The 22,657-nt window shown below is 51.7% G+C and carries 22 protein-coding genes; 4 read left to right on the top strand and 18 right to left on the bottom strand.

From position 1 onward, the window contains the following. Window positions 1–38: 38 nt before the first annotated feature. From RBI05_RS11630 to RBI05_RS11605, 6 genes are all read right to left on the bottom strand, one after another. Window positions 39–608, bottom strand: coding sequence for an SF0329 family protein (locus RBI05_RS11630; RefSeq protein ID WP_310551229.1), 570 nt, complete (start codon window positions 606–608; stop codon window positions 39–41). Between the two features lie 38 nt (window positions 609–646). Next, a complete protein-coding gene (locus RBI05_RS11625; RefSeq protein ID WP_310551228.1) occupies window positions 647–1,636 on the bottom strand; it encodes a tRNA dihydrouridine synthase in 990 nt (329 codons plus the stop codon). A gap of 131 nt (window positions 1,637–1,767) precedes the next feature. After that, a complete protein-coding gene (locus RBI05_RS11620) occupies window positions 1,768–5,604 on the bottom strand; it encodes an S-layer homology domain-containing protein (protein ID WP_310551227.1) in 3,837 nt (1,278 codons plus the stop codon). Window positions 5,605–5,725: 121 nt separating this feature from the next. Beyond that, window positions 5,726–6,346: a response regulator transcription factor gene (locus RBI05_RS11615; RefSeq protein WP_310551226.1), complete on the bottom strand. Its 621-nt coding sequence runs from the start codon at window positions 6,344–6,346 to the stop codon at window positions 5,726–5,728. Between the two features lie 18 nt (window positions 6,347–6,364). Next, on the bottom strand, window positions 6,365–7,582 hold the full coding sequence (locus tag RBI05_RS11610) for a sensor histidine kinase (protein ID WP_310551225.1): 1,218 nt from the start codon (window positions 7,580–7,582) through the stop codon (window positions 6,365–6,367). A gap of 13 nt (window positions 7,583–7,595) precedes the next feature. Next, window positions 7,596–8,687, bottom strand: a complete 1,092-nt coding sequence (locus RBI05_RS11605; RefSeq protein ID WP_310551224.1) for an endonuclease NucS domain-containing protein — start codon at window positions 8,685–8,687, stop codon at window positions 7,596–7,598. Window positions 8,688–8,882: 195 nt separating this feature from the next. Here RBI05_RS11605 and arr point away from each other — a divergent pair, with 195 nt between their 5' ends. Continuing rightward, entirely contained in the window at window positions 8,883–9,305 is a 423-nt protein-coding gene (gene arr, locus RBI05_RS11600; RefSeq protein ID WP_310551223.1) for an NAD(+)--rifampin ADP-ribosyltransferase, read from the top strand. Between the two features lie 19 nt (window positions 9,306–9,324). Then, window positions 9,325–9,708 (top strand): nuclear transport factor 2 family protein, encoded by a 384-nt coding sequence (locus tag RBI05_RS11595; RefSeq protein WP_310551222.1) that lies wholly within the window; start codon window positions 9,325–9,327, stop codon window positions 9,706–9,708. Here the strand turns inward: RBI05_RS11595 and RBI05_RS11590 are convergent, their stop codons facing one another. Continuing rightward, window positions 9,709–10,335 (bottom strand): type 1 glutamine amidotransferase family protein, encoded by a 627-nt coding sequence (locus tag RBI05_RS11590; RefSeq protein WP_310551221.1) that lies wholly within the window; start codon window positions 10,333–10,335, stop codon window positions 9,709–9,711. It abuts the gene before it with no gap. Window positions 10,336–11,021: 686 nt separating this feature from the next. Here RBI05_RS11590 and RBI05_RS11580 point away from each other — a divergent pair. After that, window positions 11,022–11,681, top strand: coding sequence for a DUF2711 family protein (locus RBI05_RS11580; protein ID WP_150457916.1), 660 nt, complete (start codon window positions 11,022–11,024; stop codon window positions 11,679–11,681). Between the two features lie 222 nt (window positions 11,682–11,903). On the opposite strand, the gene RBI05_RS19310 is transcribed toward RBI05_RS11580, so the two are convergent. The 10 genes from RBI05_RS19310 to RBI05_RS11535 form a co-directional block, all read right to left on the bottom strand. Beyond that, window positions 11,904–12,035 (bottom strand): SEC-C metal-binding domain-containing protein, encoded by a 132-nt coding sequence (locus RBI05_RS19310; protein ID WP_408638327.1) that lies wholly within the window; start codon window positions 12,033–12,035, stop codon window positions 11,904–11,906. A 157-nt stretch (window positions 12,036–12,192) separates the two neighbouring features. Continuing rightward, the gene (locus RBI05_RS11575; RefSeq protein ID WP_150457914.1) at window positions 12,193–12,501 is read right to left on the bottom strand and encodes a hypothetical protein; all 309 of its coding nucleotides are present in this window, start codon (window positions 12,499–12,501) and stop codon (window positions 12,193–12,195) included. Window positions 12,502–13,309: 808 nt separating this feature from the next. Further along, entirely contained in the window at window positions 13,310–13,984 is a 675-nt protein-coding gene (locus RBI05_RS11570) for a hypothetical protein (protein ID WP_310551220.1), read from the bottom strand. A 530-nt stretch (window positions 13,985–14,514) separates the two neighbouring features. Continuing rightward, on the bottom strand, window positions 14,515–15,105 hold the full coding sequence (locus tag RBI05_RS11565; RefSeq protein ID WP_150459722.1) for a hypothetical protein: 591 nt from the start codon (window positions 15,103–15,105) through the stop codon (window positions 14,515–14,517). 100 nt (window positions 15,106–15,205) lie between these two features. Then, window positions 15,206–15,721 carry a hypothetical protein gene (locus RBI05_RS11560; protein ID WP_150459723.1) on the bottom strand — a complete coding sequence of 172 codons (516 nt, stop codon included), beginning with the start codon at window positions 15,719–15,721 and terminating at the stop codon, window positions 15,206–15,208. A gap of 383 nt (window positions 15,722–16,104) precedes the next feature. Beyond that, window positions 16,105–16,362 carry a hypothetical protein gene (locus tag RBI05_RS11555; protein ID WP_150459724.1) on the bottom strand — a complete coding sequence of 86 codons (258 nt, stop codon included), beginning with the start codon at window positions 16,360–16,362 and terminating at the stop codon, window positions 16,105–16,107. A gap of 244 nt (window positions 16,363–16,606) precedes the next feature. Continuing rightward, window positions 16,607–18,310, bottom strand: a complete 1,704-nt coding sequence (gene rlmD / locus RBI05_RS11550) for a 23S rRNA (uracil(1939)-C(5))-methyltransferase RlmD (protein WP_310551219.1) — start codon at window positions 18,308–18,310, stop codon at window positions 16,607–16,609. A gap of 309 nt (window positions 18,311–18,619) precedes the next feature. Continuing rightward, the gene (locus RBI05_RS11545; protein ID WP_150459725.1) at window positions 18,620–19,510 is read right to left on the bottom strand and encodes a diacylglycerol kinase; all 891 of its coding nucleotides are present in this window, start codon (window positions 19,508–19,510) and stop codon (window positions 18,620–18,622) included. 164 nt (window positions 19,511–19,674) lie between these two features. Beyond that, window positions 19,675–20,445, bottom strand: coding sequence for a sirohydrochlorin chelatase (locus RBI05_RS11540; RefSeq protein ID WP_310551218.1), 771 nt, complete (start codon window positions 20,443–20,445; stop codon window positions 19,675–19,677). A 3-nt stretch (window positions 20,446–20,448) separates the two neighbouring features. Beyond that, window positions 20,449–20,739, bottom strand: a complete 291-nt coding sequence (locus tag RBI05_RS11535; protein WP_150459727.1) for a YerC/YecD family TrpR-related protein — start codon at window positions 20,737–20,739, stop codon at window positions 20,449–20,451. A 374-nt stretch (window positions 20,740–21,113) separates the two neighbouring features. On the opposite strand from RBI05_RS11535, the gene RBI05_RS11530 reads away from it, so the two are divergent. Further along, the gene (locus RBI05_RS11530) at window positions 21,114–21,647 is read left to right on the top strand and encodes a tyrosine protein kinase (RefSeq protein WP_310551217.1); all 534 of its coding nucleotides are present in this window, start codon (window positions 21,114–21,116) and stop codon (window positions 21,645–21,647) included. A gap of 43 nt (window positions 21,648–21,690) precedes the next feature. Here the strand turns inward: RBI05_RS11530 and corA are convergent, their stop codons facing one another. Then, complete coding sequence (corA, locus tag RBI05_RS11525) at window positions 21,691–22,650, bottom strand: magnesium/cobalt transporter CorA (protein WP_310551216.1); 960 nt, start codon at window positions 22,648–22,650, stop codon at window positions 21,691–21,693. Window positions 22,651–22,657 lie beyond the last annotated feature (7 nt).

Raw genomic sequence — 22,657 nt, 5'->3', positions numbered from 1 at the left:
CCACTCTGCTAGAGACTTTCCCGGTTCAATTCATCCGTTTATATCGTCGCACGCCGCAGCTCATAGAAATACTGCACGCCCGGATGCTTCAGCTTCATCGGTTCCGACAGATTCATCAGCCGCTTCTTCCCTACTCTTCGATCCAGGAGCGCCAGAATATTCGACAGAATCTCCGTGCTCTCCAGACTCTCCTCGATCGAAGTCGTCAGGAACTTATGGGCTTCCTTAATAAAATCGGATTTGCTGAGCGCAACCTGCGCGGACCAAATGGCTTTGGCCTGCTCCGAACTCTTTCGGCCTCGGGCCATGACAATCAGCCGATCCTCCGGGATCGTTCCCTGGCTGCTCTGACGGACCGCCTCCACCTCCTCTGCGCGAACAGGCATGATGGCGGAGAGGTCATTCTTGATCTCCAGTTCGGACTCATACCACCGGATTCCGCTGTTCCTGTCATTCATCAGGAGGATGTTCTTCTTATCGACGGAGAGATAACAAATCCCCGATTTATCGGGCAAATAGCGGTAGCCCGGCGCGCGGTACTCCACCCTGCCGCTTAATGCGGGCGCGAGAAAGCTCTCCAACTGCTGCTTCAGCTTGCTCCAGGACATGTCAGCCTCCTTCGGTGTTTCTGCGGAAGAACGGGCGTTTAATCCCCGATTTCTTCCGACTCCTCCTGCGCCATATTCTCAAATTCTTGGAGCAGGGCGCGCACTTCACTTGTCGATTTGGTGTTCATCATATTGTTTCTAAGCTCGCTTGCCCCCCGGAACCCGCGGACATAGATTTTGAAGAACCGCTGAAGCGGCCGGAACGGCCGCTGCGCCGACTCCGAATACTGATCGTGCAGATCCAGGTGCAGCCGGAGCAGATCGAGCAGTTCTTCGCTGCTGTGGTCCCTCGGCTCCTTCTCAAAGGCAAACGGGTTCTGAAAAATGCCGCGCCCGATCATAATGCCGTCCACTCCGTACTGCTCGGCGAGCCGCAGACCCGTCTCCCGGTCCGGGATATCCCCGTTAATCGTCAGAAGCGTATCCGGCGCTACCTCATCCCGCAGCTTCTTGATCTCGGGAATCAGCTCCCAGTGGGCTGCTACCTTGCTCATTTCCTCTCTCGTCCGCAGATGAACGGACAGGTTCACAATATCCTGCTTCAAAATGTGGGTCAGCCAGCCGCGCCATTCGTCCACGCTGCTGAACCCGAGCCGGGTCTTCACGCTGACCGGCAGACCTCCGGTTTTGGCAGCCTGAATGATATCGGCGGCCGTGTCCGGCCGGCAGATCAGCCCGCTTCCTTTTCCGTTCTCGGCGACGTTCGCTACCGGACATCCCATATTCAGATCTATGCCCCGGAAGCCTTCCTTCGCCATCCCGATGCTCATCTGACGGAAGTATTCCGGCTTGTCTCCCCAGATATGAGCCACCATCGGCTGTTCATCCGCTGTAAAAGTCAGACGCCCGCGCACCGCATGGTTGCCCTCGGGGTGACAGTAGCTCTCCGTATTCGCGAACTCCGTAAAGAATACATCCGGTCTGCCCGCTGCGCTGACCACGTGGCGAAACACCACATCCGTTACATCTTCCATGGGCGCCAAAATGAAAAAGGGGCGCGGCAGCTCACGCCAAAAATTCGTTGTCATATCCCTGTACCTTTCTGTAGATGGTCTATCAAAGTATAGCATACCCCGTCGCCCATCACGCCAAAAAAAGAGGCGTCCTCCCGTCATCAGCATGACGTTCGGACCGCCTCTTGCTCCTTCATCCGCGCTTCTTAGATCAAGCCCGATTGGACCAGCAGCTTGCGAATAATCGCTGCGGCTTCGGCGCGTGTCATCGCGGCTTGCGGAGCGAGCTTCGATGCGCTCCGGCCGCTAATCACGCCGGCACCGATATTCTTCGCAGCCGCTTCCTTCGCCCAAGCGGAGACCGATGAAGCGTCGGTGTATGCCTGCAAGCCGGCAACTGCATGCGAATCCGCCGACAAGCCGGTCAGATCCATTGCCTGGGCAAGGATAACCATGGCCTGTTCCCGGGTGATTTTGTCGTTCGGGTGGAACTTCCCGTCTTCCATCCCATGGATCAGACCGGCCCGGGAAGCCGATACGACCGTTTCATAGTACCAATGATTCGGGGTCACATCCGGGTACGCGGGGCTGCCGGAGATGTCTTCCGGCTTGATTCCCAGTCCGCGCACTACCATCGCTGCGAACTCTACCCGGGTTACTTCACGGTTCGGTCTGAACGAACCGTCGCCTTCTCCGCCCACAACCAATCTGGAAGCCATATCGATTACGGATGACTTCGCCCAGTGCCCTTCCATGTCCGTAAAGGCCGCCTTGTTCTCAATCAATGCATACAAGCTGTTGGTTCTGCTCTGGATGACGGCCTGGTACTTTCCGCCGATTTCAACGAGTTTGGTCGGCACCTGACGCACCGAGCCGTTCGGCTCGACGACGACCGCTGTTGCAATCCGGCTCGGATGAATACCGTTCGGAATCTCCAGGGTCCGCTCCAGATAAGCATTGAACGAAGCAACGGTCGCCGATTGTCCGCCGGACGTGCCCCGTACCGTGAATTCAACCGGAGAACCGACCAGCGAGAAGCCGTAGCGGGCAGCAGCCTTGTCGGCAAGGCTTAGGCCCTCGGAAGCCGGAGAAGCAACCTCGATCTCCAGCGTCAATTCTTCGACGCTCGCTGCTCCAAGCTTCTTCAATAGAGAAGCCAGATCCAGCTTTTGCGCCGGGAGCGAGAAGGAGGCTTCTGGTGTCTGGAGCTTAAGCGTGAGCTTCTTCTCAGCCAGACCTTTAAGGAATGATCCGCTCAACTGCTGGATTACCGCATCGGCTCCGCCCGCAACCGGGATTGTAATCACGTCGCCCGTTTCTGCCGCAGCCAAAAGCGACTGGGCTCCGGCCGTGCTGATGGCCACCTTCATCGTCTTCCGTCCGCCGGCCTCTGTGCTGGAGACCGTCACACCCTGAACGGTCTTCCCGTTCACCTGCAGCTCGATAGCCGCCGTGCTCGGCGCTGCTGTCACCGGAGCTGCTGTCACCGGAGCCGCTGTCGGCGTACCGGCAGATGGAGCTGGCGTACTGACGCTTGGACTGCCCGCTTCGTTTCCGCCAGGATTGCCGGTGTCGCCACCAGGATTGCCGGTATTATTGCCAGGGTTCGCGGGTTCGCCGCCCGGATTGCCCGGTTCCTCACTCTTGACCGGCGTCGCGCTCTTCTCGTTCGAGTTCTCGCTGTCCCCGCCGGGGCTTATCGCCTTAATCACATAATAATAGGTCGTTCCGTTTGTAACCCCTGTATCCGTCCAGCGGTCAACCGTGGCATCCGCTGTGTGGACCGGAAGCTCATAATGGCCCGATTCCGTGCTGCGGTACACTTCATAGCCGGTTGCATATGGAACCTTCGACCATTCCAGCGCCACGCCCGACTCTCCCGCTGTCGCGGCCAGCAGCTCCGGTGTCTGGTCGAGTACCCATTCCGCGTACAAGACCAGACCGGAGACTCCGACCTTCACTTCCGCTCCGGGTGCAAGATGCATGCCGTTTCCGCCCTCATCCGTATTCCAGCCGTTGAACCGGTAACCTTCCTTCGCGAGCTTGCCTGTATTGTCGGCAATTTCGGCATTGCTTCCGGATGTGTAGTCATTCGAGTCGGACGGCACCGTCCCGCTGTCTGCGCCGCCGGCCTTGTAGAGGACATGCGATACAGCCGGCCGCAGCGCCGGGTAGCCTTCATTGACTGCGGAGTCCATCGTCCAGACCTCGGCCAGATCCCAGCCGGCTTCCGTGTACAGAGCCGCCGACTTCATCTCTTCGGTCGTCCGCCCGTACGAAGAAGCCAATGCGTTAACGGCAACCTCGGCGTCATAAAAGCTGCTCTCCACGGTGTCGTTGCCGTACCCGGACGATACGGCAATTCCCGCAGCACGGCCCCGATCGCCGGAGGCCGTCACACTGCCGCCGGCATAGCTGGTCTCAATGGTGCCATTGTTGTACCCGGCGATGCTGCCGACATCTATACCCATCACATCGGTAAATGTATAGCTGTTCATAATTGCACCAGTATTCTCACCAACCAGGCCGCCCGCTGCATTATTGCTTTTTACCTTTCCAGTAGACCAGCTTTGTTCAATACGACCATTATTGACAGCGACCAGGCCGCCCGCACCGTCATTGCCCCAAATGTCTATACTTGAAGAGCTGCGCTGGATAACCGCCTCCGCGCTGTTATATCCGACCAGACCGCCGGCGCGAGTGTTGCTGGTTACACTGCCGTCTGCCATGCTGTCCGTGATCGTGCCTGCATTAACTCCGGCCAGTGCACCGCCGAGACCATTGATAGAATTGACCTGAACTCCTGTCAGCTTGACATCCCGGATCTCTGCATGTTCTCCCAGATAGCCGAACAGACCGGTGACTTCGTAAGGTGCAACGGTAAGATTCGATATCGTGAACCCGCCGCCGTCCAGATGGCCCTGGAACGGCGCCTCCCCCGTACCAATCGGCTTCCAGAAGGATTGACCGTTATACCCCTCCAGATCAATGTCGGCCGCCAGCCTGAAATACACGTCCGGCTGGTTCAGATAGCGGTTCATCCGGCTCAATTGTTCGGCATCCGTAATTAAATACGGTTGCTGCTCGGTTCCGAGCCCTTTCATGAGACTCTGGCGATGGACGTTAACGGTGTAGGTCTTTGTGGTTCCGTCCGGCAGCGCAACCGCTACCGGAATTAGATTCTCGCCGACCTTCAGGGGAATCTCGCCACTCGGAGCACCGGACGCTGCGGCAGCCTCCCCGATCGTCAACGAAGCGTCCGGGCTATAGACCGCTGCCGTGACGGATACACGCGTCGTGGAGTAAGGCACTTCGGCCTTGTACTCGGTGACATCCGGCTGGAAAGCCTCCTCCAGGCTGCCCGTGGACAGTTCTAGACCCATCAAATCCGCGGCATCGTCGGTATACAGCAGCTTCGGCCCCGACCAGACCCGCAGCTTCAGATCCTTTATGGACGTCTCTACAGGCGGCCGGATTACAAAGGTAACCTGTCCGTTCGTCGTATAGGAGGACATTCCACCATCGGCGGTATCTTTTTCTCCATTGCCGGACTTCGGATCCATATCCAGGAACACGGCGCCTTCCGCTTCCACGAACACCTCCGTTCTGCCGGTAACCGGCAGCATTTCTCCTTCCTGTTCACCGTACACGGTAAACGTTACGGAGTAGCCGTCGAAGGAAGAAGCGTCCGAATAAGGGACCGCAGCGTCTTGCTGAACATAGCTGGCTGCAAAATCAGGTTTCCCCTCGGAAATCGAAGAAACATTGGCGGAATTGTTGGAATATCCATAGGAATAATTCCCAACCCAGCTCATGGTCCCGTCTGTAATAAAGCCGCCGACAATCTGTTTCCTCTCGGGGTTGGATATCACAATCTCGTCCTGATCCGCCTGGCCGGCGGATGTTGCCGTCGTCCCGTCCGCGAACCGGATGTATAGTTGTTCTCCATCCTGCAGCTGGGCCTCCATATTGAACTGGACCGCCCTGGTTGTTGACACGCATCCGCTCAGGAGCGCGCCGATTAACAGGATGCTAAGGAACATCCCGAATTTTTTCCTGTTGCCTCTCATGCTTCCACCTCGTCTAGTTAGTGATATTGTCGAATATACTCGTAAAATGTAAAAATAAAAATCCCCCGAAAGGGGGGGACCCCTCGGGGGAGAATCAGTTCAGCCAGCCATTATCCTTGGCGTGCCGCAGCAGCAGGACCCGGTTGCCGATGCCCAGCTTGCGGTACGCGTTCTTGATATGCCATTTGACGGTCTCCGGCGCGATATGCAGCCGGCCGGCGATCTCTTTGTTGGACAAGCCGTCGGCAATCAGCCGGACGACGCGCAGCTCCTGCTCCGTCAAAGGTCCGTTCCCGGACATTTCCACCGCCAGGCGGCTGCCGGAGTCCGTTGCGGCTTGCACGGGCGCTGTACCGTGCTTCCGTTTGATTTTGGCCAACGTCTTGGATAATCGCTGTTCCGTCACCGGCTTCATCAGATAGTCCAGCGCGTTTAACTCAAAGGCATCTACCGCGTACTCGTCGTAACCGGTAATAAAGACGATGTCGAGCGACGGCCGGATCGCGTGCAGCCGTTCCGACAGACTCATCCCGCTCTCCGCCGGCATCGCGATATCCAGAAACGCAACCTCCACCGGATGCTCACGCACATAATCGCATACGTCCTTCGGCCCGAGGAAGGTCTCGCTGACTTCCACGGTCCCCTCCTCCTCCAGAAGCCGCTTCAGCCGTCTGATCGACAGGGCCTCGTCATCAACAATAATAGCTTGCGGCATCTCTCCCTCTCCCTTCACCTACGATTCCGCCGGAATATCGAACGACACGGTCGTTCCCGCTCCCGCTTGGCTCTCAATCCGCAGCTGGCGACCGTACAGCAGCTCCAGCCGCCGGTTAATATTGCGCAGACCGACGCCCTCGCTGTCCTGCCTTTCCGTTCCCCTGGCCAGTACCTCCTCTAAGCGTTCCTCCGACATGCCGATGCCGTTATCTGCTACACGGAAACGAATGACTCCATCCTTCCCCTCGCAAATGCTTACCCGGACCCTGCCGACCGGCAGGTCCGAACTTCGGATGCCGTGAATGACGGCATTCTCTACAATCGGCTGGAGCATAAGCACCGGAATCAGGCTCCTCCGGTTCGCCCGGATATCGTATTCTACATGCAGCTTGTCCCCGAATCTCGCCTGCTCGATGTTCAGATAGGCTTCAACCAGCTCCAGCTCATGCCGGATCGTGGTTCTCCTGTCCTGTGGCGAGAAATCGAAGCTCCTGCGCAAATACTGCGAAAGATCCAGAGTCAGCGCCTCTGCCTTACGCGGCTCGTCCACGCACAGCTCGGCAATGGAATTCAGGGCGTTATACAGAAAATGAGGGCGGATCTGCGACCGGAGAAACGCAATTTCCGCCTCCTTGACCTGGGTCTGAAGCTGCCGGTTCCTCTCGACGATCCCGCGAATGGCTTCGCGAAAGACTACAGAGAACAGGACACTGACAACAATAGTCGGGAGATATACCAGATGCAGACGCACCATCTCGGCCGAGGTGCCCTTCAGAGCGAACGTGGAGCCGCTGCCCATCAGACCGTACAGCAGCGACAGCAGAACCGCGATCCGAATCTTCCGTCCCTTCGGTGCCGCAATGAAAGGTCGCTGGAAATACAGCACCGCCGGCATGCTGACCGCAAGCGCGAACGTTGTAGTGTAGAACCCAGGGCCGAAGCCGAGCAGCAGCCTGCACACTATAATGATCCCCGCCAGTGCCACTCCGGTCCTTCTTCCGCCGTACAACGTACCCAGCAGCAACGGCACTACGCGGAGATCCACATGAATATCGCCGGTAAGTTGAATGGGAAAAATCATCGTCAGGATGATGGTCGTACCAAAAAGAGCGGACAGCACCAGCTTGTCCCGCCGCCCTGCCGTTAACCGCTCCGCGAAGAATAACTCGTAGGTAAAGATAAGAACCACAATCAGCGATACTTGCAGCAGGAAATTCTGTATAATTCCTAGCATCTGCAAATTTCCATCAGAGCTCCTCATCCAATCTAAAAAACTCGGACAGTTTCTCTAGGGTAAATTTGTTTCTTAGCTTGCAAGCTGAATTTTGGTTAGCGAACATCCCTTTTTCCCACAAAGCTTGTTCCCGAGGGACGGTTTTTTCCCATTTTACTCTAACCACATACTCACAAAGATCGGGGTTGTTCAAATTCTCCCCCATACTCCTTGCTTTTAGCGGAACCTCCAAAATCGGTCTTTCTTCCCCGGAGCTTAACCTCACCTTGAATTCCCGAACAGGAACAACAGGTTCCTCCACTATTCCTACGCCGACATATCCCACCTTTGGAATACATGCAAATATTCTGGACCCTGTCTTCAAAAGCTGAAGAGTATTGCTGTACCACCTGCCTTGACCAGCAGATACAAAGCCGTATTGGATGCAATCTTCCCAGTTTCTATATTCACCTTCTCCCAGACTCACATAAAAATCATGGCCATTCCATGGTTGATTGCCTGGCTTTGGTTTTTGCATATTACTTGCATTTGCTTCAACCTGGTAAGGATCGATTAACCAAGTACGTGCCAGATATTCATGCTCGTTTTGCTTGAAATATTTAAAAAAGACTGCATTTATAGGCACACCATACGAGGAGGAAAGATATTGAATAATACGTTCGGTTGCAAAGTCAATTTCCGACGACACAATGATCATCGTATGGTTTTCATTAATCCGCTCAGGTGGGGGAGCCTGAAATTTATCATAAAAGGCCTGCTCAAATGGACAGACCGGGTTATATGTAGAGTAAATTGAGGCAATTTGATCATAGTCTAACGTTTGAACCCATGAGGCATAATCAATAATTTGTGCAACGACATCGCGCGGAGTCCTATCTTTCTTTAACTCGATGATAGTCAAATCGCCAACCGAATTGATTGCCAGCATATCTATTATTTTTCCATAGGCCGTATAAACTTGCCGGCCAATCAAAAGCAGACCGGGATCAATAATCCTTATATCCCGATTAATAACCTCTTCTAATTTATTTTCCGTTTCCATTTTTGAGAATGAGAGACGCTCCACACCCCCCGAAATCTTCCAAATCCCAACTTCAAGCGACATTCTGTCACACCCTTTAAAAGTTTAGTTTTGATGAGACAAAAAAAGCAATGGATCATCCCCATTGCCTCTGGTCGTGTTCCTGCTTCCTTCACTTTAATTATAAAGTTTTTTCCAATGAATTTGTAGACTGCTCTTTTGGAGATTTCTCGCTTATACTGGTGGATACAAATCCAGAACAGAAAGGGTGGACCGCGTATGAATCATCCGACCGAGGTCTTGGACCGGGGGCCTTTTTTTCATGGGACAAAAGCAGAACTGAAGATCGGCGATTGTCTGGAGCCGCTGCACCTATCCAATTATCAGAACAAAATATCCAATCATATCTATTTCACCGCAACCCTGGAGGCGGCGAAATGGGGGGCTGAACTAGCCGCCGCTTCCACCGCCTCCAAAGAACGAATCTATATCGTCGAGCCTTTAGGGGAATTCGAGAACGATCCCAATGTCACCGACAAGAAGTTCTCCGGCAACCCGACACGCTCCTACCGGTCGAAGTCCCCCTTGAAAATTGTAGCGGAGCTGGGCTCCTGGGACAGACATTCCGAAGAACAAATCAATCAAATGCTGGCCTCTCTTCAAAGGCTGCGGGAGCAGGGCAAGGCTGTTATTTATGATTAACTGATTAAGGAGGGTTCCGATGAGTCCGGAAGAGATCCGACGAATCATTGAGAAGTACGTGAGGGCCTACAATTCTTTCGATGTCGAAGGGATGATTCAGCTGTTGCACAAGGATATTGTGTTCCGCAATTTCTCCAATGGCGAACTTCAGACCGTCACCAGAGGAACAGAAGCGTTCAGAGAATTGGCAGAACAGTCCTCCCAAATGTTCTCCAGCCGTCGTCAGACCCTTACAGCTTACAGGGCTTCCGGTGACCAGGCTGAAGTGCAAATTGATTATGAAGGAAGACTGGCCATCGATTTGCCCAACGGATTAAAAGCTGGAGATACCCTGCAGCTAAAAGGAAAGTCCGTATTTGAAATTAAAGAAGGCAGGATAGCATTGATTGAGGACTACAGCTGATTATTGGATCGAGTTCATCAGTTCGTAGAAGAATTCGGGTTTATGAGTTTTATTAAGACTATACCAAGCATCTAAGGTTTTTGGAGAGAATACATCCAGCGCTTTTAGAACATGAACAGAAAACTCCAACGGAGCCACTCCGGCTGCGGTAATCAATTTCCCGTCGGTGACAGCAGCTTCCGCTTTGTAATACTCTTGGCCCGAGTAAGAAGGGCATATCATTTTAAGATAGGATAGATCATTGCTTGTGTGCCAACGTGAATCCAACATTCCGGCTTGAGCAAGTCCCAAGGTAGCACCGCAAATTGCTCCCACTGCCACCCCTTCCTTTAAACATCTCTCGGCAATTTGCAGTATAGGTGCGTGAACAGCCTCTAACCATGTATTTCCGCCCGGTAAAACCAGTGCCCCTATGCCTTTAATGGCGCACTCATCCACATTAATATCAGGCACTATTTTCAAGCCGCCCATTGTAGTGATTGGCGTTCGATCTACTCCAACGGTGACGATTTTTATTGGAGCCAGTGCCGGTCTGAAATATCTTCCAGAGTTCAGTTCAGCGGTTAAATAACCGACTTCCCAATCGGACATGGTATCCAACACATAAAGATAAACCGTACGATTCATGTTCAGGTCCCCTTCTAAAGTTCGTTTGGTTACAGCAGCCTTGCATCGGCAAGGACCGGTTATCCTCATCATAAAACAACTTCACTGACAACTGCCGTCAGTGAAGTTGTTAACCTTTGTAATATTCCATTAACTCTGACGCAATCTCTACCAGTCTATTCTTTAGATTTTGCGGCTCTATAACTTGAACCGATTTCCCATAACGAAGAATGATATACGGAATATGTGTATACAGAGATTCTTGCTCAACTAGAAAAGTAGCTTGCGTGGGTGTGCGTTCCTGTAAATAATGCTCCATAAACCAATGAATGCATAAGTCATCCAAAGCTTCTGCCCTGCCCTCAATAATCAAAGAGGTGAATCGGGAGGAATCGGCAGGTTCTGGGAACAGACTGTTCATCAGAAAAGCACGCGCCGAAAAGTCACCGGGACGCCTAAATGATAATGACGTGCGCGTAATGTTCAAAATTCGTTCTACCCGGAAGCAGCGGATTTCATTCCGCAGGTGACAAAATGCCTATGAGAGCTTTGATATTCCCAAGATCGTTTATGATAGTTTTGAACTCGGCGATGCTCCATTTGCCCAATGGTTGGAAAAGAGTAAATTACATGAAGTATTAAACTATATCAGAAGCCTTGCACCTATTAATAAGACTTTAGGCAGATGTGACTTGAAGGAGGACTGTATGAACTATATATGGTTTAGTTACGAAAAGCCAATCTTAGATCAACTACCTCACCCGTTTACAGAAGCGGCAATATTACTCAACCCTTTTATCCAAATGCCTGTAGGTTGGACTGACTCAAAAGCTAGAAGTGAATATGATCATGTATATCCTGATTTAGAAGAGTCCATTCAACTTGGTAGGCCTAAACCTTGGAAAGAAGTCATGCAAGATACTGGAATACAATCTTATGAAGAACTCGTTATGGCGTTGAAGACATCTATCTCAGCATTAAAGAAGGAGTTTTCTCGCCCAGATTTAGCTGCCTTATTAAATAACAATCTACATAAAGACCTTTATTATCCTCGAGAAGACAAAATATCCGAATTTTTGATTTCGGACATTCTTGATGTATTTAGTTCTTCGGGGGCTGATACAATAATATATTCTGACCCGATTTTAGATCAGGATGGTACGCTGCTCATTAATAATGTCACAGCTAAAGAGATATGTGAATTAGCACCAACTGAGATAATACTAACAGATGAAGGAATGCAATTTGCATTCTTAAGTGTTTATGACTCATTCATAACGGTGCTTCTCTCTAAAGAGAAAAAACTAAAAGAAGTTATCGATAAAAAGAAATGGGAAGCAGTGATTTGTAAACCAAAAACATATTAGTTGGTATTTTTGAAAATTTGTTTAGGTGGAATTGGCCCCTCTCCTGCAGAAACCATTCTATCTCCCGCAGGCCGTTATCATAGATACGAAAGAAGTAAGCCCACATGTTGCTGGCTCCGTCTCTGTAATGACTTAAAGATGAATCGAAGATTTTTTTATTTTGACTGTCGAAGGTTCACGTTCCGCCTTGCTTTTGCGCCAAAAAGAGATATAAATCATGTATCAATTTTTCTTTCCGATCAAAAAATGCCTGCCCTTTGCCTGCATCGTCTGATCTTCCGCCTGCTTGCGCAAACAGCACTGCTTATACTTTTTCCCGCTTTCGCAAGGATATGGGTCATTTCTTCCTGTCATGTTATCGCTCTCTTTCATCAACTGCGATATAGCAAAGGTTCCTGTTTGTTCGCTTTACAAATCGAGTCTACGTGCAGCTGATTTTGTAGAACTTCTCGAAGACGCAGCCGTAACTAAAGGTCGTTTAGCAAAAAATATTCCGGCTTCAAATCAGTTTTTATTTTTGTAAACATTGATTAAAGACTTGTTGGAGATCTAAACCTAATTCTTCAAATTGAGATTCTAAAGTGAGCAGATCAAGATACGCATTTTTGTTATAATAATACATTTTAATGTTCTCTTTTTTAGCACCTTTATAATGCACTTCCCTCTCTTTTAACTCTAACAAATCTTTAGATGGATCCATTAAGAGCGGTACTCTTGTTTGAGCATTAATATAAAGACTGACAACATGATTGGCAACATTACTATCCAATCGGCCAATTCTTTTAATTTTGAATTTAACCCCTTTGTCGTTTTTGTCCATTTCATACAAAGCACCATTATTATAAGAGACATAATTTGTTCCATTATTCAACTTAGCAAATTGATCATTCTTATTTTTGACTGACTCAGACATATATGTATGTGTGGTAATGATTACTCCATGAAAACTTTCTTTCTAATGAAAGTCCAAAATCAAGAGTAATGCTCCCATGCTCATTTGTTGTACAGAAATCAAGTAATTCAGTAGGGGAAATCATTTTTCTCCTAACGTCCCAGTAAATATCATCATTTCCTATACTTCATCTATACATATTATTTCCATTTCCAATTATATCAGATTGCAAAATAAGTGTTCCTAATGATTCATTTCGATTAGGCGCCGTGTCACCCTTTTTTAATATTCTTATAACTAGATCACAAACTTGAGATATTAATATTGCCTTCGTGCCCCCTTTGAAGGTTCAATCTCAAAGACGTCACCAAACATAATAGGTTCAAACCTTTTGTTTATGCTCTCATCTAATAGTTGAATTTTACGTAGATCCCTCACATGTTGCTCTGTTTCATAATCCCATATCTTATAAGGCAATCTTTGAATTCTACCTAAGTTATTATGTATATCCTCCATTTGATTAATATTCTCATTCAAAGATTTGTCGAACCTACGCAGATTTTCTTATTTGTTGACGTCAACTGCCCGATACTTCAATGGAACAGGGAGCAGCGCCGCGACGACCTGCTCCCTGTTCTGGTTGAACTATAGTTTCCTGATAGTTTAGATAAAAACCGAATCTATCCAATGTCGGTAGCCCGGTATTGTTATATTATTTATTTACATTAACTTAATCTTATGGATTATTACCTGCTGCTACCACAACCGAGAAAACACCACTATCATCGTGTTTCAAGATAACAATGAAGGTACCAGGCTTTAATTCGGAATCAAGAATTCCAGCGAAATCATAAAATCCTTTTAACCGATCTGAAAGGATTTTACTCTCATACTGAATGACATCACGGCCCTCGTCAGCTTTATATTCTTTGACCTTGACAGCGTCACTTGGAATGACTGAGGAATACTCATTTAATGCTTCCTCTGCAGTGCGATGTTTCGAATCCGTAGCTTCAAACGACAAGGTTACATTGTTCGCTGTATTTTTCTTCGTCACATCATCTTCTGAATACATTACGAGAACAGTATTGTTCTGATAAGAGCTGATTCCTGCTTCACTGTCGTTCTCATCGGCTCCCCGAACTTGCTCGATAACCTCCTTGGTATCCCCAAGACCTCCTGCTTTGGTAATCAAAGGAGCTATAGAAAGGGCTTGTTCTTGGGCCGGATCTGGTGTGTTTACAGTTTCTGCATCTGTATTAGCTGTTTCAGTTGCAGCAATCACATTCTTTGCGATCTCATCAGTTTTTCCAGTCCCTATACTCTCGTTGGCTGATCCACCGCAGCCAGCTACAGCAACTGATAAAGTAATAAGTCCAACTAAAAAAAACATTTTCTTTTTAAAACTCATAATCCAACCCCCAGCTTTATTTATACAACTCTACGATTGTAACATAATTCTGGTTAATTTTCCCTGTTTTTGATAGAATAGGATTGTTAACAGAATACCATGCGGTTTTTCTAATTTCATACCTTTAGACTCCAAAAATAAGTTTTAAACTGACCTAGAAATTGAAACAGCGACAGAAAAGGACGAGAAAATAAAGTCTCCTAGACTGTCGCTGTCTCTTTAAACTAACGTTCTCCGTTAGCGCAATGAGGGACAATTCCTATCTGATACTTGTCTTCGTAAATTAGTATACCAGGAAAGACCTTTAGAAATGGCTTTATTTATCTCGGATGTTATATTTTTTCCGGAAATATTTGAGAGGCTCGGCGCGCATCGCCAGGTTCCACCATTTGGCTTCTGCTGGCGTTTGATCAGCCCTGCCCGCTCCAGTACCTTAATAAGCCCCAATCGACGCAACCAACTACGTATCGAAGATAATTTTAAAAGGGAAAGCCATCACTGGCTTTCCCTTTTCACACGATGAAACCTATCTAAGCCGTTTGTAGAGATAACGCAGGTCTTGCCACATCACCAAATGATAAGGTACTACTACTAAAAGATATCTCACCTTGACTAAAATGGGACGTATAAATCCGAGTTTTACTGTCTATTGTCGCTGCATTCCCAACTCCAATTATAAAAGCTTCATAAGATATATTCTGAAGGCCGGCATTTCCATTTAGCATTTGACCAAAACCTTGGTAACAAGTCTTAGAGATATCTTCTAATTGATTTCTTGTCATTGATGGAGCCCCCATGGATCCGGGCTGGCGGGATCTCTCGTCAATACGGAATTTGAGAAGATCTATTGAGTCTGTGGCAAGAAGCTTCACCGTGACATCAAATCCACTTTTATTTAAAGTCATAATGTCATTCTGTACCCCTCCAAGGGTTACACCCTGAAGAATAACCACAAGGTCTTTCTGTCCCTGAGAAGTAAGCACATCTATCCATTCATATTTGATGGCCTCTTCAAGCAAGTATGAAGTTGTTTTCCACAACAGGGTTGTAGGAGATTGCTCAGTATTATTTTTAACTAGTGGAGGTATGAAGAAATGACCATTAATGATATCTTTGTCCACGCTGCAGATCTGCGCATTTGGATATTTTCGTACCTCGTCCCTAAGGAAAGTGCTTTTACCTATAGATGGAGGACCATAAAGAACGACAGCTTTAGGCAGGTTATTCCTCTCCTCGCATTATATCTTGTTCAATATCACGTTCAATTTGCTTGAAGGTTGTCCCAAATGGTATAAAAATTACATCTAAATTCCGAGGAGGAATGGCATCGTAATCTTTCAAAGAAAGGATCATATGCCCAATGTGGACCGCGACCAATGCCTTCATTGACTCCAAGGTATCCCCCTTATATTGTGAGGTCAGCCTTGCCAATTCCTTAGAGGCATAATCGGCAATTTCGAATAATTCATTATCAGAAGTCTCGTTCTGTAATAAAGTAATTGGAGTAAGGTACTCCCTAGACGGTTTCATGGCTAACTTTTTGTCCATAAAACGCTGACGACGAGCCCCTTTATCAACTCTCACTACGGCTTCACGAGCTTTATGCCTTAGACCTAAAACCTTATTACCAACTATCACTACAGCTTCACCAGTTTTGTCATTGGTAGCAACCTTAGAGTCAGAAACAACCCATCCTTGTTTCACTAATGCCTCTAAACTAGTTAATTGTTTAGTCATAGTTCCTACCTCCTCTAATGGTGTTACTTATACATAAGTAGTTTCAAATTCCGCCCCGTATTCTGTTACCCGCAAATAGCTTTTTAAACAATAGCAAACGGAACTTTCCGTCGTTTGGAACCGTTGGCTACTCGTCGGAGATGCTGACTACTTCCATTTTATCACAGTGTTTAGGGTTGGGCGATACGAAATCACGAAGTTTCTACGGAATACTTTTCAGCAAACTTAGGAACGATTTGGACGGACGGCCTTAGCGGTAGTGTCTGTCAGCAGACGGTTTAATCCAAATATGTAGCAAAAAATAATTTTGGTGCTACATAGATTATGTCTCTATTGGGTAGTTCAGATAAGACTTAAAATTAAGAAGATAACTTGGAATTTATCTACTTGATTCCATCAGTTTTTAGTGCATCCATAAACTTTTTTAAAACTCTTCTGGCTTGGTCTATATCCGCAATAGTGTTTTTATTAAAGCGGCTATCAGCCCATGATGTCTTGCCCACAGAACGTACGAGTAATTTTCCATCGTTAATTAAATAGTAATTCGTTTCCCTGAAATTTCCACTGACGTTTTCAGTAGTTTTCTCAAATCCTTCATTCATATCTAAGAGCTTTTGTATGACATCTTTCGTTAATCTCATTATAATTTCCCTCCTCCCATGCGGTGCTCACATTATATAAAAACATTTAAACGCTAACTCCATAAAATTAAAAGACTCAAAGTTAGCCAAATTCGAGTTGGAAGCATCGATTACGTTAATCTGCCCGTTAGCTTAACAATGATGTGCAGTTTAAAACTTTGTTTTGGCTACACTAATCACTATTAAAAAAGGAGACGCGAACCACTCGCGTCCCCATTTCGTCTCCAACCTACTCTCTCACTACTCACAAACCCTTATATACCAAGGAACAAACAGCCTCCACATGCACCGTCCATGGAAACATATCCACCGGCTGCACCTCCACCGTCCGGTAGCCCCCGTCTTCCAGCACCCGCAGGTCGCGGGCCAGAGTGGAGGGATTGCACGAGACGTAGACCACGCGCTCCGGCTTCATCTGGAGGATGGTCTCCAGGAGGCGCGGGTCGCAGCCTTTGCGGGGCGGGTCGACGACGATGACGTCGGGGTCGACGCCCTGCTCTTTCCAGGCGGGGATGACATCCTCTGACGCTCCCACCTCGAACACTACGTTCTTCATCTCATTCAGTCTCGCATTGGCGCGGGCATCCTCGATGGCCTCGGGAACGATTTCTACGCCGTACACCTGACCGGCATGCTGCGCCAGGAAGAGCGAGATGGTGCCGATGCCGCAGTAAGCGTCAATGACGGTCTCGCTGCCGGTCAGTCCGGCATAGGCGACAGTCCGGTTATACAGCACTTCGGTCTGGACCGGGTTCACTTGGTAAAAAGATCGCGGCGAAATCGCGAACTGCACTTCGCCGATATAATCGTAGATCACATCCCGTCCCCACAGCACCCGGGTCTCCGGGCCGAAGATCACGTTCGTCTCCTTGGTGTTGACGTTCTGGCAGATGCTGACCACATCCGGTAGCGCTTCGCGGATGCTTCCGATCCAGGCGTCTGCGTGCGGAATGTCCCGCCCGTTGGTGACCAGGACGAGCATCATCTCGCCGGTGCGGAAGGCTTTCTTCACAACGACATGCCGCAGCAGGCCGCGGCCGGTCTCTTCTTGATAGGCGGAGATGCCGAGCTCGCGCCCGAGCCGCTTGACGGTGGCGACCACCGCATCGTTATGCTCATGCTGAATCAGGCAGGTCTCCATGTCGACAATCCGGTGGCTGCCCCGCGCATAGAAGCCGCCGACCAGCCCGCCTTCGGCTGCGCCGATCGGGACCTGCGCCTTGTTGCGGTAGCGCCAGGGCTCGTCCATGCCGAGAGTCGGCAGGACGGTTACACTGCCGCCTGCCTCATTGGCTTCGTCAGCCGCAGACTCCGCCTTGGCTACCTGGAGCTTGCCGATCCGCTCCAGATTGTCCACGACAAGCTGGCGCTTCCAGGCAAGCTGGGCGGCGTACTCCATATGCTGGAGCTGGCAGCCGCCGCATTGATCGTAGATCGGGCAGGGGGGCGCGATCCGGTGCGGGCTGGACTCGACCAGCTCCAGCAGCTTGGCGTAGCCGTACTGCTTCTTGGTCTTAAGCACCTTGGCCCGGACCTTCTCCCTGGGCAGGGCTCCCTGCACGAAGAGCGTATAGCCGTCGGCACGGCCGACGCCTTCGCCTTCGTGCGTCAGTCCGATGATGTCCAGGAGGACCTCATCGTTCTTGGCGACAGGCACGCCCGCCGGCGCCGCGGCGGGCGCCGTCCGGCTGCGGTCTGCGCCGCGCTGTGCCGCCGGTGCGGCTGCGCCTCCCCGCGCCGGAGCTGCGCCGCGGCGGCCCGGGCCGGTCCGCTCCGCGCCGCCCGCTGCCGCCATTCCGGCGCGCTCCGGGGCGCGCCCACTCTGGCCGCCTCCGGCGGCCGCTCCGCCCCGCTCGTTCCGGGGGCGGCCCTGCTCAGCCCGGGACCCGGCCCGGGCGCTATCGTTCATCCCGCGGCCGTTCTTGCGGCCGCTGCGGTGATTATTCATGATTGTACACTCATTTCTGTATCGTTCTGCGCCCATCGTGCTGCGCTCACGGCCAGATTCCTCCGGCCTTCTTCCATTATAGCCGATATTTCATCTTCCTACTGATTTTCGCAGATCCGGCAACGACAAAACCTCCAGTTCTCGAACGGCGGACTGGAGGAATCAACAAACCTTCGTATGAATAAGTACAGCTGCACACACCAGAGCGGTTCGCGTCCTGGACGTTTCTCCTTCTCCTGCCTAGACCTCTGTCGTTCGCTCCCTGCTGCCGTTCCGCCCTGTGCGGGAGAACGGCAGCATAGCCTTGCCTTACAGGCTGTTCGCGAAGACGTTCAGATGCGAAGGAAGCATCCGGAACTTGCCCGGCAGGGTGCCTCCGAGCTCCCCGTCGAGATTGAGCTGGACATAGCCCGGAGAAGTTACCTCCATCGCGTCGGTCCGGAAGTAGACCACTTTCTTGTCCGAGAGATGGTCTCCCCGCAGCGCCAGCGTTACGAGGCGGATAAACTCCGCCAGATTGCATTTCTTCAGCGCGATGACATCGAACAGGCCGTCGTCGATGCGGGCATCGGGCGCAAGCTTCTCGAAGCCGCCTACAGAGTTCGTGTTGGCGATGAGGAACAGCATGAACTCGTCATGGATCATGTCCTGGCCGTTCGCGCGGATCTCCAGTTCGGTCGGGGAGAGGCTGGCCATTTTCTCAATCCCCTTCAAATAGTACGCAAGCTGCCCGATCATCGTCTTCAGCCGGCTCGGCACCTCATAGGTCAGTTCCGTCAGCGACCCGCCTCCGGCGATGTTGATGAAATAGCGGTCATTGGCCTTGCCGAGGTCAATCACCCGCTGCTTCTGCCGGATAATGAGGTCACAGGATTCTTCCCAGTTCTTCGGAATTCCCATAGCCCGCGCAAAATCATTGGTCGTGCCCAGCGGCAGCACGCCCAGCGGGGGCAGATTCGGCTTCTCGGCCATGCCGTTGATGACTTCATTCAGCGTGCCGTCTCCGCCCGCAGCGATAATGAGATCGTATCCCCGCTCCACAGCTTCCGCGGCCGCGCGCGTCGCGTCGCCTTCTCCGGTCGTGGCATGGCAGGAAGCCTCAATGCCGCCCTGGTCCAGCCGCTGCAAAATATCGGCCAGACGCTTTCTGACTTCCTCCCGCCCGGAGGTGGGATTGTAAATCAATCTTGCCGTTTTCATTCCCGAAACGCCACCTGTTCATAGAATAGGCAACGGTGTAGAGTTGCCGATTCCAGAATAATCGCCAATCCGTCCGTTTTGCCGACTTCCTGATTATAACCAATTCACTGGGGGACAATCAATCTTTCGGAAGCCGTGATAGAAAGAGGCTGCCCCTGCGGACGCTAAATCCGCTCCAGCAGCCTCCCGATCTGGCTCTCCACCCAATCCGCAAGCCGCGGATGGGGCAGCAGCGTCCGGCCGGAATAGCGGTAATCGAGCCCTTCAAGTCTTGAAGGAATGACGGTCTTCGTGAAATAGCCTTCGCTCAAAAATATCGGGGCCACCAATACCCTATGCCCCTGTCCATTCCAATATTCCACTTTGTCCCGGACATCGTTCGGGTTCAACAGCGCGTAGTCGGCGGAAGAGACGCCGCTCTCCGCACGCACGCGGTCCGCCAGCGAAGCCATGCCGCGCTGCCACCGCTCGCGGAAGCCGTCATGGACACTTCCGTGCCCGATGAGCAGCACCGTCTCCCGCTCGGGTTCCTCCGACAGCTCCCGCGCCTTATCCCAGACCATCTCCGCGATAATGGGATCATCGTCGACCGGATCGCCGTAATGAATGCGCGCCGAGACCTCGAACCGTTCCAGGTCCGTCTCGCGTCCGGGCTCGGGCTTCACGCCGAGCGCGTAGGCGATCTCATCCACATGCGTGCTTCCCGAAGAGACAAAGAGGGGAATCACGAGAATATCCGTGACTCCCCGGTGCTCCAGATCGCTGACGCCATCCTGAATAGACCGCCCCGCCACCAGCTCCAGAAAAGAAACCGCGGCCGGCAGCTTCCGGCCTTTAAGCGCGCCGGCCACGGCCTCTTCCACAATCGACACCCAGGACAAGTCGCGCGACCCGTGGCTGATGACAAGGACGCCCGGCCGGACAGAGGCGTTCATCTCTTAACGCCCCAGCCGGTCCAGCGTCATCTTGTAGCCGTCGTTGCCATAGTTCAGGCAGCGCTTCACGCGGGAGATCGTCGCCGTGCTCGCGCCTGTCTCCGCTTCGATCTGGTTGTAGGTGCAGCCCTTGCCGAGCATGCGCGCCACCTCCAGACGCTGGGACAGCGACTGAATCTCGTTCACCGTGCACAGGTCGTCGAAGAAGACATAGCATTCTTCCATATCTTTTAAAGTTAAAATCGCTTCAAACAGTTGATCGACGCTCTTATCGTTAAGCTTCTTGAGCTGCATCGTGTATCATCCCCTATTGTGACTTATCTGCCTCTACTATATTGCAACGAAGCGGTTTTTTCAAGCATTAACGGTTTATCGCAGTAAAGAGCGAAAATGGCGGACATTTGTCCATTCCACGCGCACACCCCTTCCTCGCGCCTACCTGTTACAGTCATCGTACTGCAAGGAGCCGCTGCTCCGCCGCCTCATCTGTACGACGTTCAAAAACCATCGTTTTCAAGCTTGGTCACGCTTTCTTCAAAATCCGGCTTTCGCGCTGGGCATCCGCCCTTTTCCGCTCCTATCCCGGCTTCACCCGGGCGTATGTCTATACCTTATGTTCGCCCATGACATACAGTAAAGTAAATTCAAAGGCAAAGGAATGTGATCCCATGGCTCAGCATTACCATCATCACTCCCGCCGCAGCGTCCGGGCTTTGTCCGAATCCTATCCGGGTTCGCCGTATCCGGGCATCGGCCCTTACGTGCCGGCTCCCCCGCCTCCGGGCGCTGCGGCGCTGCTTCCCGCCGCCGGCGCGGAAGCCGCAGAAGCAGCTCTCGAAGCGGCTCCGACCAAGAGCGGTCTGCTCGGCGGACTCGGCAACCTGCCCAACATGGACCAGATCAAGGGAATTCTCGACCGGGTAGGCGGCATCGACGGCATCGTCAGCTCGATGGGCAAGGTGCAGAAAATGATGCAGGGCTTCCAGCAGATGGCCCCGATGGTCAAGCTGCTGATGGGCGGCTTCGGCAAAGGCGCCGCCGCTGCGGCGGGAGCCGGCGCAGCCGGACTGCTGGCCGCCGAGGAGGATTCTGCGCTGTACGCGCCTAAGCGTCAAAAAAGACGCTCCTCTTCCAAGAAGCGTCCTTCTTCTTCATCCGGCCGGCGGCGCAGCGCTCCCGCGGTCCGCAAACGGCGCCGCTGACAGAGCGGCGCCGCTCTTCTTACGGCCCCGGCCCGCCTCCCGCCTATTTGAACCAGCCCCGCCGCTTGAACGTCAGAATCATCCCGCCGCCAAGGAGCAGCATCAGTCCCAGCACCGCAAAATAGCCGTATCTCCATTTCAGCTCCGGGAGCACCTCGAAGTTCATGCCGTAGATGCCGGCGATCAGCGTCAGCGGCATGAAGATCGTCGTAATGACCGTGAGCGTCTTCATAATCGTATTCATCCGGTTGGAATTCAGCGAGATGTAGCTGTCGCGGAGATCCGCAGTCATCTCCCGGTCGGCTTCGATCATATCGGCGAGCTTCAGCAGATGATCATGGATGTCGCCAAAATAAATGCGCTCCTCCCGGTTCTGCTGCACATGCGTAGAATTGACGACCCGGTACATGAGATCGCGCATCGGCACAATCGTCCTGCGCAGCTTGAGCAGCCGGGAGCGGACATCGAAGACCTGGGCCAGCAGCGTATTCACCGCTTCCTCGGCGCCCTTGTTCTCCAGCTCGGCCAGTTCGTCTTCAATGGCGTACAGCGTCGGAAAGTACCGGTCCACCAGCTTGTCGATCACCGTATAAGCCGCTGCCACCGGCGTGCCCGACCAGCCCTCCCGGTGCTCGATGCTGCGGATGACCTGCTCCCAGGCCTCGTCGATTCCCGCCTGCCGCTGCAGGTGAAAGGACACCAGCAGCGACGGGCCGAGAAAGAGATCCACCTCTTCCGCTTGAAGCGTCGCTTCATTCAGCGCGTGCAGCACGAAGAACTGAACCTCCTCATAGTAATCCAGCTTCGGCCGCTGCAGCACATGCAGGCAGTCCTCGATCGCAAGCTCATGAAAGTGGAAGCAGGTGTCCAGCAGCCGGGTCTCTTCCGGGACAGGCTCCGAGAAGTCGGCCCAGATCCAGGCGTAATCATCCAAAACAATCCGCTCCAGATTCAGGCCGGTCTGCACCCGGCCTTCGTGCGTGATGGCAAGCGTCCGTATCATCTGTCGT

The organism is Paenibacillus glufosinatiresistens, assembly GCF_031470375.1.
GTDB classification, from domain to species: Bacteria; Bacillota; Bacilli; order Paenibacillales; family Paenibacillaceae; genus Paenibacillus_AQ; species Paenibacillus_AQ glufosinatiresistens.
This window is presented reverse-complemented; position numbering and strand designations above follow the sequence as displayed.